The 15841-nt window shown below is 71.0% G+C and carries 11 protein-coding genes; 4 read left to right on the forward strand and 7 right to left on the reverse strand.

Features of this window, described 5'->3' with window-relative positions; translation table 11 throughout:
* Positions 1-263 precede the first annotated feature (263 nt).
* On the reverse strand, positions 264-2108 hold the full coding sequence (locus AB0M11_RS10235; RefSeq protein WP_365703435.1) for a phosphoenolpyruvate carboxykinase (GTP): 1845 nt from the start codon (positions 2106-2108) through the stop codon (positions 264-266).
* A gap of 354 nt (positions 2109-2462) precedes the next feature.
* On the opposite strand from AB0M11_RS10235, the gene AB0M11_RS10240 reads away from it, so the two are divergent.
* From AB0M11_RS10240 to AB0M11_RS10255, 4 genes are all read left to right on the forward strand, one after another.
* Positions 2463-3179, forward strand: a complete 717-nt coding sequence (locus AB0M11_RS10240; RefSeq protein ID WP_365703437.1) for a hemolysin III family protein — start codon at positions 2463-2465, stop codon at positions 3177-3179.
* A 124-nt stretch (positions 3180-3303) separates the two neighbouring features.
* The gene (locus tag AB0M11_RS10245; RefSeq protein WP_365703439.1) at positions 3304-4872 is read left to right on the forward strand and encodes an MFS transporter; all 1569 of its coding nucleotides are present in this window, start codon (positions 3304-3306) and stop codon (positions 4870-4872) included.
* 5 nt (positions 4873-4877) lie between these two features.
* On the forward strand, positions 4878-5492 hold the full coding sequence (locus AB0M11_RS10250) for a TetR family transcriptional regulator (RefSeq protein ID WP_365703441.1): 615 nt from the start codon (positions 4878-4880) through the stop codon (positions 5490-5492).
* Between the two features lie 33 nt (positions 5493-5525).
* Positions 5526-6248, forward strand: a complete 723-nt coding sequence (locus AB0M11_RS10255) for a Mut7-C RNAse domain-containing protein (RefSeq protein WP_365703443.1) — start codon at positions 5526-5528, stop codon at positions 6246-6248.
* Positions 6249-6266: 18 nt separating this feature from the next.
* On the opposite strand, the gene AB0M11_RS10260 is transcribed toward AB0M11_RS10255, so the two are convergent.
* The 6 genes from AB0M11_RS10260 to AB0M11_RS10285 all read right to left on the reverse strand — a co-directional run bounded on the left by AB0M11_RS10260 (position 6267) and on the right by AB0M11_RS10285 (position 15632).
* Positions 6267-7628: a UDP-glucose/GDP-mannose dehydrogenase family protein gene (locus AB0M11_RS10260; RefSeq protein WP_365703445.1), complete on the reverse strand. Its 1362-nt coding sequence runs from the start codon at positions 7626-7628 to the stop codon at positions 6267-6269.
* A 135-nt stretch (positions 7629-7763) separates the two neighbouring features.
* Complete coding sequence (locus AB0M11_RS10265) at positions 7764-9089, reverse strand: right-handed parallel beta-helix repeat-containing protein (protein WP_365703447.1); 1326 nt, start codon at positions 9087-9089, stop codon at positions 7764-7766.
* Positions 9086-11032 (reverse strand): right-handed parallel beta-helix repeat-containing protein, encoded by a 1947-nt coding sequence (locus AB0M11_RS10270; protein ID WP_365703448.1) that lies wholly within the window; start codon positions 11030-11032, stop codon positions 9086-9088. Before AB0M11_RS10270 ends, AB0M11_RS10265 begins: the two co-directional genes overlap by 4 nt.
* A gap of 43 nt (positions 11033-11075) precedes the next feature.
* Positions 11076-12371, reverse strand: a complete 1296-nt coding sequence (locus tag AB0M11_RS10275) for a glycosyltransferase family 2 protein (protein ID WP_365703450.1) — start codon at positions 12369-12371, stop codon at positions 11076-11078.
* Between the two features lie 275 nt (positions 12372-12646).
* Positions 12647-14689 (reverse strand): thioredoxin domain-containing protein, encoded by a 2043-nt coding sequence (locus tag AB0M11_RS10280; RefSeq protein ID WP_365703452.1) that lies wholly within the window; start codon positions 14687-14689, stop codon positions 12647-12649.
* 157 nt (positions 14690-14846) lie between these two features.
* A complete protein-coding gene (locus AB0M11_RS10285; RefSeq protein WP_365703454.1) occupies positions 14847-15632 on the reverse strand; it encodes a helix-turn-helix domain-containing protein in 786 nt (261 codons plus the stop codon).
* Between the last annotated feature and the right edge of the window lie 209 nt (positions 15633-15841).

The raw sequence follows: 15841 nt of genomic DNA on the forward strand, positions 1-15841 counted from the left end.
TCGTCCTCGTACTGGTCGTATTCGGGCGGTACGACAGTGCGGGGAGGTGCCGTAGCTGCCATCTTTCCGGAGACACTCGGCCGGACAGGCGAAGGCCTGCCGCCGCCCCGTCTCCCGTCGGGGCTGACGGGAAAGGGCGGCGACAGGCCCGGAGCCTCGCACCCCATTGTGCGCGGCCTCGCCGGTCTCACACCGCGGCCGGTCGTGACGATCGCTGGTCAGGGCACATCCCCCAACCGGCCGCGGAGTCCTGCTGCGGGGAGTTACCCCAGCCGCTCCACCAGCGCCCGGTACTCCGCCCACAGTTCCTTCGGCGTGTGCTCACCGAAGGTGTTCAGGTGGTCGGGGACGAGCGCCGCCTCCTCCCGCCAGACCTCCTTGTCGACGGTCAGCAGGAAGTCGAGGTCGCTGTCGTCGAGGTCGAGCCCGTCGGTGTCGAGGGCGTCACGCGTCGGGAGGACGCCGATCGGCGTCCGAACACCCTCCGCCTTGCCGTCCAGGCGCTCCACGATCCACTTCAGGACGCGGGAGTTCTCGCCGAAGCCCGGCCAGACGAACTTGCCCTCGTCGTTCTTGCGGAACCAGTTGACGTAGTAGATCTTCGGCAGCTTGGACTGGTCCTTGTCCTTGGCCACGTCGATCCAGTGGGCCATGTAGTCGCCCATGTTGTAGCCGCAGAACGGCAGCATCGCGAACGGGTCGCGGCGCAGCTCGCCGACCTTGCCCTCGGCGGCGGCGGTCTTCTCGGAGGCCACGTTGGCGCCGAGGAAGACGCCGTGGTTCCAGTCGAAGGACTCGGTCACCAGCGGCACCGCGGTGGCGCGGCGGCCGCCGAAGAGGATCGCCGATATCGGCACGCCCTTCGGGTCCTCCCACTCCGGCGCGATGATCGGGCACTGCGCGGCGGGGACGGTGAAACGGGCGTTCGGATGGGCGGCGGGCTCGGCGGAGTCCGGGGTCCAGTCCCGGCCCTTCCAGTCGGTCAGGTGGGCCGGGGTCTCCTCCGTCATGCCCTCCCACCAGATGTCGTCGTCGTCCGTCAGCGCGACGTTGGTGAAGACGGCGTTGCCCCACAGGGTCTTCATCGCGTTGGCGTTGGTGTGCTCACCCGTGCCGGGCGCGACGCCGAAGAAGCCGGCCTCCGGGTTGATCGCGTAGAGGCGGCCGTCCTCGCCGAACCGCATCCAGGCGATGTCGTCGCCGATCGTCTCGACGGTCCAGCCGGAGACGGTGGGCTCCAGCATGGCGAGGTTCGTCTTGCCGCAGGCGCTCGGGAAGGCGGCGGCGACGTACTTGGACTCGCCCTGCGGGGGCGTGAGCTTGAGGATCAGCATGTGCTCGGCGAGCCAGCCCTCGTCGCGTGCCATGACGGAGGCGATGCGCAGGGCGTAGCACTTCTTGCCGAGCAGGGCGTTGCCGCCGTAGCCGGAGCCGTAGGACCAGATCTCGCGCGACTCGGGGAAGTGCGAGATGTACTTGGTCTGGTTGCACGGCCAGGGGACGTCGGCCTGACCCGGCTCCAGTGGGGCGCCGAGGGTGTGGACGGCCTTCACGAAGAAGCCGTCGTCGCCGAGCTCGTCGAGAACGGCCTGGCCCATGCGCGTCATCGTGCGCATCGAGACGGCGACGTACGCCGAGTCCGTGATCTCCACGCCGAGGGCGGACAGCGGCGAGCCGAGGGGGCCCATGCAGAACGGGACGACGTACATCGTCCGGCCCCTCATCGAGCCGCGGAACAGGCCCTTCTCGCCCGTGACACTGTTTTCTTCTCCGGTGAAGATGGCCCGCATCTCGGCGGGGGCCTTCCAGTGGTTGGTCGGGCCGGCGTCCTGCTCCCGCTCGGAGCAGATGAACGTGCGGTCCTCGACCCGGGCGACGTCGGTCGGGTCGGAGGCCGCGTAGTAGGAGTGGGGGCGCTTGATCGGGTCGAGCTTCTTGAAAGTGCCCTTCGCCACGAGCTCTTCGCACAGTCGCTCGTACTCGGCCTCGGATCCGTCACACCAGACCACGCTGTCCGGCTGCGTCAGTTCGGCGATCTCGTTGACCCACGAGACCAGTTCCTGATGTTTGGTGGGGATGACGGTGGGAGCCGCGATGTCGCGCGCCACGATTGCTCCTAAATGAGGGATTTTGGATCTTGTGGCCTTGCTGGAAGGCCTTGTTGCCCCGTGGGGGCTGCGACCCGGATGCTTCGTAGCCGCTCATCCGGTGCCGACCGCACTCATTTGATCCTCCGACTCGATCTCCCATCTGTCCAGAGGGAGTCACAGATGAGCGACGTGAGGAAGGCCACGGTTTCTGCGCCCACCTGCGTCTCTTTGCGTCCATATGGAGTTCGCCTCAAGGTCTTTTTGCTCACCGAGATGAGCGCTGTCGGGGTCGCGTGAGACGATGGCCACTCCGGGACGGTCATCGAGCGAGACTGATCCGTTACTTACGGTTCCGTAGGTACGATGCCCTTCATGACTGCGTCCGTCCCCGACGCGCCCACGGAACCGCCGGCCGCCGGCCGTGGTTCCGCCGCGCTCTCCTCCCTGACACAACAGGTCAAGCCCAAGCTGCGCGGCTGGCTGCACCTGGGCATGTTCCCGGCCGTACTCGTCGCGGGCCTCGTCCTCACCGCTCTCGCCGACTCACCCCGTGGCCGCATCGCCTGCGGGATCTACGTCCTGACGGCATGCCTGCTGTTCGGCGTGAGCGCGCTGTACCACCGGGGCAACTGGAGCCCGCGCATGGACGGCATCCTGCGCAGACTCGACCACGCCAACATCTTCCTGATCATCGCGGGCACCTACACCCCGCTGACCCTGCTGCTCCTGCCGGGCACCAAGGGCCAGTGGCTGCTGTGGGGCATCTGGGCCGCGGCAGCGGCCGGCATCGTCTTCCGGGTCTTCTGGGTCGGCGCGCCGCGCTGGCTGTACACGCCCTGCTACATCGCGATGGGCTGGGCGGCGGTCTTCTTCCTGCCCGACTTCATGCGCACGGGCGGCATCGCCGTCCTCGTCCTGGTGATCGTGGGCGGCCTGCTCTACAGCGCGGGCGGCGTGATCTACGGCATCAAGCGCCCCAACCCGTCACCGCGGTACTTCGGATTCCACGAGGTGTTCCACTCCCTCACGCTGGCCGCGTTCGTCGTCCACTACGTCGGCATCTCCCTGGTGGCCTACCAGCACGCATAGCTCCACCACCGCTGCGTCGAGTGGCCACGGCTTCCGAGCCGTGGCCACTTTTTCGTGCCCGAATCCCGTGACACCATCGACTCGCCATTGACAGTCACTAGATTTTGAGAGCTACTCTCATTTCATGGCTACTGTCACTCCTCTTGAAGGGGCGCCCCCGAACCCCCGCCGCTGGTGGGCCCTGGGCGCCCTGGTCGCGAGCATGCTGGTGCTCGGCTTCGACACGACGATCCTCAACGTGGCGCTCCCGACGATGGCCGGACAGCTCGGCGCCACCACCGGTCAGCAGCAGTGGATGGCGGACGCGTACGTCATCGTCTTCGCCTCGCTGATGCTCCCCGCCGGACTCCTCGGCGACCGCTTCGGCCGCCGCCGGATGCTCGTCGTGGGCCTGCTGGTCTTCCTGGCGGGCTCCGCGCTGGGCTCGCTGGCCGGCGACGTGACCTGGGTGATCGCCGCCCGCGCCGCCATGGGCATCGGCGCCGCGCTGGTGATGCCGCTCGCCCTGTCCGTGCTGCCCTCGCTGTTCGGACCGGCCGAGCGCACCCGGGCCGTCGGCATCGTCTCGGCCGCCTCGGCGCTCGGCCTCCCGCTCGGCCCGATCATCGGCGGCTTCCTGCTCGACCACTTCTGGTGGGGCTCGGTCTTCCTGATCAACGTGCCGATGGCCGCCCTCGGCGTCGCCGCCTGCGTCCTCCTGCTCCCCGAGACCAGCGACCCCGCCTCCCCCAGGGTCGACGCCGTCTCCACCGCGCTCACCGCGATCGGCCTCGGCGCCCTCGTCTACGCGATCATCGAGGCCCCCGGCCGCGGCTGGGGCGACCCGCTGGTGCTGGCCCTGTTCGCCGTGGCCGTCGTCCTCGTCACCGCCCTGGTGCTGCGCGAACGCCGGGCCGACCGCCCCCTGCTCGACCTGGGGCTGCTCACCCGGCGCGGCTTCCTGCTCAACACCCTCGCGGCGACCCTGGTGATGTTCGTGCTCTCCGGCCTGATGTTCGTGCTGCCGCCGTACCTCCAGACGGTCCTCGGCAACGACGCCCTCGGCACCGGCCTGCGCCTGCTGCCGATGATGGGCGGCCTGATCGTCGCCGCGCGGGCCGCCCAGCCGGTCGTCGCCCGGTTCGGCGCCCGCGCCGTCGTCACCGCGGGCCTCGTCGTCCTCGCCTTCGCCGCCCTGCTCGGCAGCCGTACGTCGGTGAGCGACGGCTACGGCTTCACCGCGCTGTGGCTGTCCGTCGCCGGCCTGGGCTTCGGCTTCTCGGTGGTCCCGTCGATGGACGGCGCCCTCGGCGCGCTGCCCGCGGACCGGGCAGGCAGCGGCTCCGGGCTGCTGATGACGATGCGCCAGGTCGGCGGCGCGATCGGCATCGCCCTGCTCGGCAGTCTGCTGGCCGGCGCCTTCCGCGACCGCCTGGACGTGACCGGGCTGCCCGCCCCGCTCGGCCACACCGCCGGCGAGTCGGTGGTCGCCGCCCACCTGGTCGCCGCGCGGACCGGCTCCGCCCGCCTCGTCGGCTCCGCGAACGCCTCCTACGTCCACGGCATGAGCCTGGTCCTGCTGGTGTGCGGCATCGCCGCCCTCGCCACCGCCCTGCTGGCCGCCGCGTTCCTGCCCGACACCCCGACCGAGCGCCGTACCGAAGGAGACCAGTCCCCGGCCGTGGCCCCCGCCGCCGCCGATGCCGGACAATGACCGGCATGACGGCACCGCACACATCCCCCCAGCCCGGCCTGCGCGAACGCAAGAAGATCAAGACCCGCGAGGCGATCCGCGAGGCCACCTACGCGCTGGTCGAGGTACAGGGCTGGGACGCCACGACGATCGAGCAGATCGCGGAGCGGGCCGAGGTGTCGCCGTCGACGGTCTTCCGGTACTTCCCGACCAAGGAGGACATCGTCCTCACGGACGAGTACGACCCGGTCATCCTGGAGGAGCTCCGGGCGCGGCCCGCGGACGAGCCGTGGCCGGAATCCCTCCGGTACGTGATGCACCGGGCGGTCCGGCTGGGCGTCAAGGACGACCCGGCGGTCTCCCTGCTGCGCACCCGGCTGATGGTCGAGGTCCCCGCGGTGCGCTCCCGCATGATGGAGAGCATGTCGTCCACCGGACGCATGCTCTGCCAGGCCATCGGGGAGCGCACCGGCCGCGACCCGGACAGCCTGGAGGTGCGGGTCTACGCGATGTCCTTCATCGGCGGCCTGATGGAGGTGTCGATGTACTGGGCGGAGAACCAGCACGAGGGCGACTTCGAGGCCCTCGTCGACCGCGCCCTGGACGTCATCGAGCACGGCCTGCCTCTCGAAAACCACTGAGGTCACGGCCGTCACCCGTGCCATCCTGACCTGGTGAACGCTTCCGAGATCCAGGTCGAAGTCGCTCCCGAGCTCGCCCTGTTCGTCCCGCACGCCCGGCGGGTCGGCAGCCATCCGCTCGCCGTCGACGGAGTCTCGACACTCGGCCATGTCATCGAGTCGCTGGGCGTCCCGTTGACCGAGGTCGGCGCGCTGGTGGTGGACGGCCGCCAGGTCCCGGTCGCCCACGTCCCGGCGGACGGCGAGCGGGTGGCCGTCCGCCCGGTCACCCGGCCCCAGCGCTTCCCCGGCGCCCCGCTCCGCTTCCTCCTGGACGTCCACCTCGGCACTCTCGCCCGCCGGCTCCGCCTGCTCGGTGTGGACACGGCCTACGAGTCGACGGACATCGGCGACCCCGCGCTCGCGGCCCGCTCGGCGGCCGAGCAGCGCGTGCTGCTGAGCCGCGACCGGGGCCTGCTGCGCCGCCGCGAGCTCTGGGCCGGCGCCTACGTCTACAGCACCAGCCCCGACGACCAGCTCCACGACGTCCTCGGCCGGTTCGCCCCCGGCCTGCGCCCCTGGACCCGCTGCACGGCCTGCAACGGCCTGCTGAAGGAGGCCACCAAGGACGAGGTGGCCGACCAGCTCAAGGGCGGGACGCAGAAGTCGTACGACGTCTTCGCGCAGTGCGCGGAGTGCGGCCGCGCGTACTGGAAGGGCGCGCACCACCGGCAGTTGGAGGCCATCGTGGCCCGCGCCCTCGCCGAGTTCGCCTGAACCGGCTCCCGGGCGGGGTCAGTTGCGGCCCAGCGCCCGGTACTCCCAGCCGGCCGCGCGCCACTGCGCGGGGTCGAGGGCGTGCCGGCCGTCCACGACCCGGCGCCGGTTCACGACCGCACCCATCACCTCCGGGTCGATCTCGCGGAACTGCGTCCACTCGGTGAGCAGGACCACGACATCGGCGCCCGCGGCGGCCTGCAGCGCGTCGGTGCCGTAGGCCAGCTCGGGGTGGACGCGGCGGGCGTTGTCCATCGCCACCGGGTCGTAGACGGTCACCTGGGCGCCGGCCCGGTGCAGGGCGGCGGCGACGTCCAGCGCGGGCGCGTCGCGGATGTCGTCGGAGTCGGGCTTGAAGGCCGCCCCGAGCGCGGCCACCTTCGTCCCGGTGAGATCGCCGCCGGCCAGCTCGCGGACCAGGTCGACGGTGCGGGCCCGGCGGCGCTGGTTGATCGCGTCCACCTCGCGCAGGAAGGCGACCGCCTGGGCGACGTCCAGTTCCTCGGCACGGTGGATGAACGCCCGGATGTCCTTGGGCAGGCAGCCACCGCCGAAGCCCAGCCCCGGCTTGAGGAACCGGCCGCCGATCCGGTCGTCGTACGCCAGCGCCTCCGCCAGCACGTGCACGTCGGCGCCGGTCGCCTCGCAGACCTCCGCCATGGCGTTGATGTAGGAGATCTTCGTGGCCAGGAAGGAGTTGGCGGCGACCTTGACGAGTTCGGCGGTCGGCAGGTCGGCGACCACCACCGGGGTGCCCTGGGCGATGACGGGCGCGAACGCGGCGCGCAGCTGCTGCTCCGCCCACGCGGACTCGGTGCCGAACACCAGCCGGTCCGGGTGCAGGGTGTCCTCCACCGCGAACCCCTCCCGCAGGAACTCCGGGTTCCAGGCCAGTTCCACGGCGTCCCCCGCGGGGGCGGTGGTGCGGACCAGCTCCGCGAGCCGGGCCGCGGTGCCCACCGGCACCGTGGACTTGCCGACCACCAGGGCCCGGCGGTCCAGGTGCCGGGCCAGCTCGGTCACCGCGCCCTCCACGTAGGTGAGGTCCGCGGCGTAGGAACCGGGCTGCTGCGGGGTGCCCACGCAGACGAAGTGGATGTCGCCGAACTCCGCGGCCTCGGCGAGGCTGGTCGTGAAGTGCAGCCGCCCGGAGTCCTGGGCCTTGGCCAGGAGTTCGGGCAGGCCTGGCTCGAAGAACGGCGCCTGCCCGGCTCTCAGCAGCTCGATCTTGCCGGGATCCACGTCGACCCCGAGGACCTCGTAGCCCAGGGCCGCCATGCAGACGGCGTGCGTGGCACCCAGGTAGCCGGTGCCTATGACGGTCAGGCGGGGGGCGTCGGGGCCGACGGTGCCGTGCGGAGCGGCGGGAAGAGTGTCCATGATGCCTCCGAGGGGGTTCCCGAGCGGGAAGTGCGCATGCCGAGGACGCGCGTGGGTGAGGGAGAGGGAACTGCGGCCGTGCGGGGTCCGGGTGCGGGCCGGGCCCCGTCACGTCATGTCGGGTCAGGGATCAGGTCAGGATGAGCAGGCGACGTTGGCGAGGCCCTTCGCCGCGTCGGTGGTCTTGTTGTCGCAGGTGACCTTGTTCTTCTCGACGGGTGCGAAATGGAAGCCGTAGCCGGGCCCGTCCACCTGCGCGATGTTGCCCTGGAACACGTTGCCGGTGCCCCAGCCGTCGAGGATCTGGTGGGTCTGGAAGCCGTCCTCGAGGGAGTGGCGGCCGACGTTGCCCTTGATCAGCCAGTCGTTGCCCTTGACGTCGACCCACGAGTCGTTGTGCCCCCCGCTGAGGTCGGCGCCGTCGAAGGTGTTGCCGATCAGGGAACCCCCGGTGGTGCCCTCCTTGATGTCGACGGACTCCGCGGTGGTGTCGCTGATGTGGTTGCCGCGGATCACGTTGTCGTCGCTCTTGTCGGGCTTGCAGTCGGTGACGGTGCACCAGTTGGACTCCGCGGACCCGACGTAGATCCCCTCGCCGAACGTCTCCTTGCGCTTGCCCGTGGCGCGGACGGTGTTGCCCTCGACCACGTTGCCCGAGCTGAAGTCGCGCAGGTGGATGCCCTCGTCGCCGATGTTCTCGACGGTCAGGCCCTGGATGACGGCGCCCTGGACGCCGTCGGCCATGACCCCCTTCTGTCCGTCGCGCACGGTGAAGCCGATCAGCCGCCAGTGGCTGGCGCCGTCGAGGTGGAAGGCGTAGCCGCCGTCGACGTCACCCGCGTCGATCACCGCGCCCGGACCGCCGCACAGGAAGATCGGCCGGTCCGCCGTGCCGGGGGTGGTGGCGGTGAAGCGGTCCGCGTAGACGCCGTCCCGCATCCTGATGACGGCACCGGGCTGGGCCTCCTCCAGCGCCTTCTTCAGGGACTTGGCGTCGCTGACGGTGACGGTGGCGGCCGGGCACGTCACCGGTCCGGAGGCCACGGCCGAGCCGGTCGCGCCGGGCGTGGCCGTGCCCTCGGCGTCCGCCGGGTCACTCGGTGCCGGGTCGTCGGCCGTGGCGCCCGAGCCACCGGTGGAGTCCCCGTCGTCGGAGGGTTCGGCGACCGGGATGGTGGGGCCCGCGGTGGGCCCGGCGCCGTACACGACGGGCCGGTCGTCGCCTGCGGAGACCCCCGCCACGATCAGGGCCACCACCGAGATCAGCAGGGCGGCCGATGCCACCCACAGCGGCGGCCCGCCGGAGAGCCAGATCCGGCGCAGCCGCTCGGCACCGGACGCACCGCCCGGCACACCACCGCGGCCGTCGGTTCCGGTGCCGCCCGGCGTGCCGCTGTCGTCGGGACCGGTGCCGTTCGGCTTGTCGGGGTCGGGCGGCACGGCCGGCAGGTTGTCGGTCATTCGCTCATCACCGGCTCCCGTCGGCGGCCTGCCACGGCGATCTCGTCCGGCGGCGGGGCGGGCAGGGGCGCCTTGTCGGAGTACGGGTGCACGATGGCGGCACCCTGGCCGGCCCCCCGCCGCCGGCGCCGGCCCATCGCGGCGGAGAAGAGGATCAGCAGCAGGATGCCCGTCCACAGCAGGGTCATCGGGCTCGCGTAGTGCTTGACCTTGACCCAGAACGAGCTGGTGTCGTACCAGGCGAAGGTCTGGTTCTCCTTGATGTCGGCACCGCCGTGGGAGCGGCTGGAGTCCAGCGCGCTGGGGCCGACCCCGCCGATCACGTTGTACGAGACCGTCGTGCCGGACACGCCGCCGACCAGGCTGACCCCGTGGTTCGTGGCGTCCTGGACGGTGTTGCCGCGTATGTCGGCGGCCGAGTCGCGCACGTACACGCCGGTCTGCGGGCCGTCGATGATGTTGCCGGTGACGGTGGCGCCGGTGACCCCGTCGCGTACCGAGATGCCCTGCCGCTTCTGGCCGGTGACACGGTTGCCGGTGATGGACACCTTGTCCGCCGCCAGGCGGGCCACGATGCCCATGTCGCCGCCCTCGATGCGGTTGTTCTGCACGCCGACGTCGAAACCGCCCAGCACCTCCACACCGTACCGGCCGTTGTCCTTGGCCACGCTGTTGGCGACCGAGTTGGAGCCGTAGCTGTCGACGGCCTGCCCGGAGGCCGAGGGGCCGTCGGCGAGCGGCTTGCCGCTGAGCGTGTAGCCGTTGCCGCCGTTGCCCTCGGCGGTGCAGCCGCTGACCCGCACCTGCTGGGTGGCCCGGGACAGGATGAAACCGTCGCCGCCGTTGTCCTTGGCGACCGTGCGCTGCACGAGCGAGCTGGAGACGAACCGGTGCATGACCACCCCGTCCTCCAGGCTGTTCTCCACCGTCGTGTCGCTGATCTCGATCCCCGTCGCGCTGGAGATGAAGATCCCGAAGGCGTTGCCGGTGATGGTCGAGTGGGTGATCGACCCGGAGACGTAGGAGAGTCCGGCGGTCGAGAACCGGGCGTCGGGGGTGGTCAGGGCGCCCGAGGGCATGGCCGTGATGTCACCGCTGGTGGTGTTCTGGTCGTCCCGCCCGTTGTTCTGCGCGCGGGCTCGCTCGCGCGCGGTCTTGCCGTGCACCTGGCCGGTGTCCTCCAGCGAGCCGGTGTTCGGCCGGTCGGTGCCGGTGAGGCTGAGCCCGCCGGTGCGGCCGCTCCAGAAGCCCAGGTTCGCGAGTGTGGTGTGCGTCATCTCGAACTGGCCGCCGATGGTGCGGATGTAGGCGCGGCCGTCCCGGACGTCGGTGTCGGCCTTGTTGGCCTGCGGGTTCCAGCTGGTGATGGTCAACGGCGCCTGGGCGGTGCCCTGCAGGGAGAGTTCGCCGCCGAAGGAGACGATGGAGACGAAGCCGCTGCGGTTGCTGGCCATGCGCAGGGTGAGGCCGCCCGGGTTGGACAGCTTCAGCTTGGCGCCGACGTTGAGGTAGATGTTCTCGGTCAGCAGGTACGAGCCGTCCTTGCGCCGCACGAAGGTCTGCGGGGCGAGTCGCAGCAGGTCGGCGATGGTGTAGGCGTTCCTGCGCTGGGTGAGGACCAGGGTGTAGCCGTTGTCGGTGTCCAGCCGGTACGGCACGGTCCACTTGGTGCTCTGCAGGGGCGCGACCGAGGTGAAGGCCCGTACCTGGTTGAGCCGGTGGTCCTCGTCGGCGACGAGCGCGGCCTGGGTCTCGGCGTCCTCGCCGGCCAGCTTCTGCTTCTTGTCGCCGTCCGCGTCGGCGTGGGCCGTGGCCGAGGCCCCCAGCAGCAGCGTCGCCGCCACCGCGAAGGCACCCAGCGCGGCCACCGCTCCGGTACCGGCCCGGCGCAACCGGCTGCCGGGGCCGTGGTCCGGGCCGGGACCGGGTCTCGTCCTCGTCACGGGATTCGTCAGGAGAGTCGTCAGGAGACGGGGTGCCATGGCCTCAGATCACCTCGGGCTGGAGGGCGGAGTGGTTCTGGCCGTCTCCGGCGGATCCGGAGAGCGTGGCGGCGCTCTGGCCCTCGCCTCCGACACTGGTGCTGCTGCGGGTCAGCCAGCCCTGCTTGTTCATGGTGACGAACGCGTACAGCTTGATCGGCAGCGAGATCATGATGACCACGAGGGCGGTCAGCGGCAGCAGGAGGATCTCCTGCGGGTGCCTGCGCAGGTGCGAGTAGCCGCGGACGGCGCGGCCCAGCAGCAGCCAGATCAGGGCGAGCACGACGCCGCGGGTGCTGAGGTCCAGCCGGCTCGTCAGCAGATAGCCGAGGGCCATGCCCATGGTCACCGGGGTCAGCAGGATCTGCAGCACGGTGATCTTGGTGACCAGCGGGACCCGCCACAGCCAGCCCTTGTACAGCGCGGTCAGGTAGCACCGGTAGGAGTTGCGGCTCCACCGCACCCGCTGCTTCACGAAGGCCCGGAAGGACGACGGGAACATGGAGATCGCGCGTGCGGAGGACTGGTGCACGGTCTTGTAGCCGGAGGCGAGGACCAGCCAGGTCAGCCTGCCGTCGTCGCCCGCCACGCAACGGCGGCCGAGGAAGAACTCGTTCTCCAGGTTGTCCAGCACGGGCAGGACCGCCGCACGGCGGTAGGCTGCGGTACGGCCGGACAGACAGGCCACGGCACCGGCCCGGCCCATGGCCGGAACGTAGTCGTAGTACCGGAGGTTGACCAGCCAGTCGGCGATGCGGCGCCAGACGCTGGTGGTGCGCTGGTAGACGTTCTGCTGGGTGCCCACCCCGCCGACCGCGGGGTCCGCGAACGGCATCTGCACGGCGTCCAGCAGCCCCGCCTCCCAGCGGGTGTCGGAGTCCACCAGGACGAGGACCTCGCTGGTGGCGGCGCGTATGCCGACCCCCAAGGCGGAACGTTTCCCCCTGTGCTCGAAGGCGAGCACCCGGACCCGGGGGTCCTCCACCAGCGACAGCCGGTGCAGTACCTCGTGGTCCTCGACGTCAGGGACGATGATGATCTCGTCGGGATCCTGGGCGAGCCAGGTCTCCAGGCATTCCAGCAGGATCTCCGGGTCTTCGCGGTAGGCCGGGACCACCACGGAGACGCTGGTGCGGAAATCGTTGACGACCGGCTTGGCGAACCGCGAGAGCACCGCCCGGTACAGCCAGAGCGCCCAGACGAACAGTCCGGCAAGCCCCAGCGGCATCAGCTCCCGCCACGAAGTCTCCCCCACAGCCTCGACGATCCACGACCAGACCTGGTCGAAGAACTCGGACAAAGTTGTGCTCTCCCCCCACATGACATGTCCGCCACGGTCCGAAACGAGGCAGAACCGGGCGCTGCTCCAGCGATGCTAGGGGCCCTCAGGTGAACGACAGTCACACGGAACACAAACTTCACCCACGAAGTCTTCACGCCCACCCTGCCCCTGCCGTGACGGCGGGTCATATCCGCCACGGCACGGAGTGGATCCTATGAGGCTGATGTGAAGAGTGTGAACTCGGCCTATAAATGGCGTGTTTCAGCGCGGCAACCACTGAACGTGGGCGGTTTTCAGCCGCCGAGCGCCGCCTGCAGTCGCTCCGGGTCGGTGGTCGGGGCGTCGCAGGTGAAGTTGCGGCACACGTACGCGGCCGCCTCCCCGTCGACCAGCGGCCGCCCCGCGAGCAACGGGAACTCGTCGCTGCCCGGCGTCCCCACGGCCACGACCGCACCGGGGGCGGTCCCCAGAAGCGCCGTGCGGTGCAGGGCCGTGGTGCGGGCGTCGGGCGCCCGAGGTCCCACGACCGCGATCTCGCGCGGCCCGTCGAGCAGCGCCTCGGCCACCGCGAGTCCCCATCCGACGAACCGCGGCACGCGCGGTCCGAGCGTCCCGACGATCCCCAACGCCCTTTCCGCGGCGGTGCGATGGGATTCGGCGCCGGTGTGGGCCGCGTAGCCGAGCAGGGCACCGGCCGCGGCGGTCCAGCCGGAGGGCGTGGCGTTGTCCGTCGGGTCCTGCGGCCGGCGGATCAGTTGCTCGGCGTCGGCGGCGGTGTCGTAGAGGGCGCCGGACTCCGGGTCCTCCCGGTCGGTGAAGCGGGTCAGGACATGGTCGAGGAGGAGTCCGGCGAACTCCAGCCAGACGCCCTCGCCGGTCACGGAGGCGAGGGCGAGGAAGCCCTCGGCGACATCGCCGTAGTCCTCCAGCACGCCCGCGTTGGCGCCGGCCCGGCCGTCCCGGCTGGTGCGGGTGAGTCGCGCGTGGTCGTCGAGATGGAGCCGGACGAGGAGGTCGGCGGCGCCGACGGCGGCCTCGACCAGGTCGGGGCGGTCGAAGTAGGCGCCGGTCTCGGCGAGCGCGGCGACGGCGAGGCCGTTCCAGGCGGCGACCACCTTGTCGTCACGGCCCGGGGCGGGGCGTCCGGCCCGCCCGGCCAGCAGGCGCCGCCTGACGGACTCGATCCGCTCGGCGTCGAACACGCCCTCCTGCTGCGGGAGCTGCAGCACGGACTGCCCCTCCTCGAAGGTGCCCTCCTCGGTGACCCCGAAGTACCGGGCGGCCAGCTCCGCGTCGTCCTCACCGAGGACCTCGCGGAGCTGGGCGGGTGTCCAGACGTAGTACGCGCCCTCGACGTGCCGGCCGCTCCCGTCGTCGCTGTCGGCGTCGAGCGCGGAGGCGAACCCGCCCTCGCCGGTGCGCAGTTCTCGGACCATGAAGTCGGCGGTCTCCAGCGCGACCCGGCGGGCCAGCTCGGAGCCCGTGGCCCGCCACAGGTGCGCGTACACCCGGCACAGCAGGGCGTTGTCGTAGAGCATCTTCTCGAAGTGCGGGACGGTCCAGTCACGGTCGACGGAGTAGCGGGCGAAACCGCCGCCGAGCTGGTCGTAGAGACCGCCGCGGGCCATCCGCTCGCAGGTGTCCACGGCCATCTGCAGCGCGCCTTCGGCTCCGGTCCGGGCATGGTGGCGCAGCAGGAACTCGATGACCATGGACGGCGGGAACTTGGGGGCGCCGCCGAACCCGCCGCGCTGCGGGTCGTACTCACGGGTGAGCCCGAGCAGCGCCTGGGCGAGCTCCTGCTCACCGGGCGGCCGGCCGCCCTGGTGCCCGAGCTCCCGCTGGGCGAGGTCGCGGACGATCTTCCCGGCCACCTCGGTGACCTCGTCGCGCCGGTCGGCCCAGGCGGCCCGGACCCCCTCCAGCACCTGCCGGAAGGAGGGCATGCCGTGGCGGGGGGCGGGCGGGAAGTAGGTGCCGAAGTAGAAGGGTTCGGCCTCGGGGGTGAGAAAGACGGTCATGGGCCAGCCCCCCTGCCCGGTGGCGGCCTGTACGGCCTCCATGTAGACGGCGTCGACGTCCGGCCGCTCCTCACGGTCGACCTTGACGCTGACGAAGTGCTCGTTCATGAAGGCTGCCGTCACCTCGTCCTCAAAGCTTTCCCGAGCGAGAACGTGGCACCAGTGGCAACTTGAGTAGCCGACGCTGAGCAGCACCGGAACTCCCCGGCGTCGCGCCTCCTGGAAGGCCTCCTCCGACCATGGCCACCAGTCGACGGGATTGTCGGCGTGCTGGAGGAGATAGGGGGACGTCTCGTGGGCCAGTCGGTTCGGCATACCTCCATCCTCCCCCACGAGCACCTTCCACGGACTCCCGCTCGCCCCGCGTCGGGTCGCCGCGCAGCCGAGCGCTGCCGTCCCCGCCGTCTCGACCCCGCGACGCCACACAGGCTGAACGATCGAGACGCTTCCAGGTCACCGTGAACGGCAGACGTCACCGGTCTGCCTGTGCGCCGTTTTCCTCGTCCCCCGTCTCCGGAGCCGCGTAGAAGCGCAGGTTCACCCGGCGCGCTCCCTCGGGGACGGCGTCGTCGGGGTGGCTGTGGCGGTCGAGGAGTTCCTGGTAGGCACGGACGAAGGCATGCAGGTCGTCCTTGGTCATCCAGGTGCCGGTGCGCTGCACCTGGGCCCAGCCCTGCGGGCCCCGGTACTCCTCGTGGGCGCGGCGGAAGAGTCTGGTGTCGACCTCGATCTTCAGGAGGGCGAGGTGCTCGGCCGCCGCGTACTCCGCCGGCGTCATCGTGGCCGGGTCGGGCGTGGTGTGACTGAAGGGCAGGCTCCGCCACCAGCGCTCCCGGCCCCCCGACTTCTCCGGGATCTCCTCGATGAGCCGTTGCTCCGCCAGTTTGCGCAGGTGGTAGCTGGTGGTGCCGGAGCTCTCGCCGAGTTCGCGGGCGAGCACGGTGGAGTTCGCCTCGCCGTGCCGGCCGAGGTAGTCGAGGATCCGGCGGCGCAGCGGGTTGCCGAGGGACTTGTAGAGAGCGGTGCGCTCCAGGCCGGTCAGCTCGGCGTGGGTGTCGGACGGGTCCGCCGAGGTGGTGGACGGGTCCGCGGGGGCGGCGGGCGGGTCCGCGGGGGCGGCGGGCTCGGGCTCGCGGGTGGCGGGCGTCCCGGCGGGCGCGGGCACGGGGGCGGTGGGCTCGGGCTCAAGGGTGGCGGGCGTCCCGGCGGGCGCGGTGGGCGTCGGGGCTTCGGCCTGGTGGGGCGTGCCGTCGGTCATGCGGTCACCGTAACCCGCGCACCCTGAGACATCCCCGAGTCTCCCTGACTCTTCCCCGATGTCTGCCGAATTTTCTTTGCAGAAATTTCTCTGCGGTCTAGCGTGAATCGCATGGCAGGGAGCCGTGCGATTCACAGGTTTCCACAGCCACGCATCCGGAACAGCGGGAGGGGAACAGGTGTTGAACCGGTTAACGGCGGTCCGGACCC

This window comes from Streptomyces sp. NPDC051987, from assembly GCF_040680735.1.
Classification (GTDB): Bacteria; Actinomycetota; Actinomycetes; order Streptomycetales; family Streptomycetaceae; genus Streptomyces.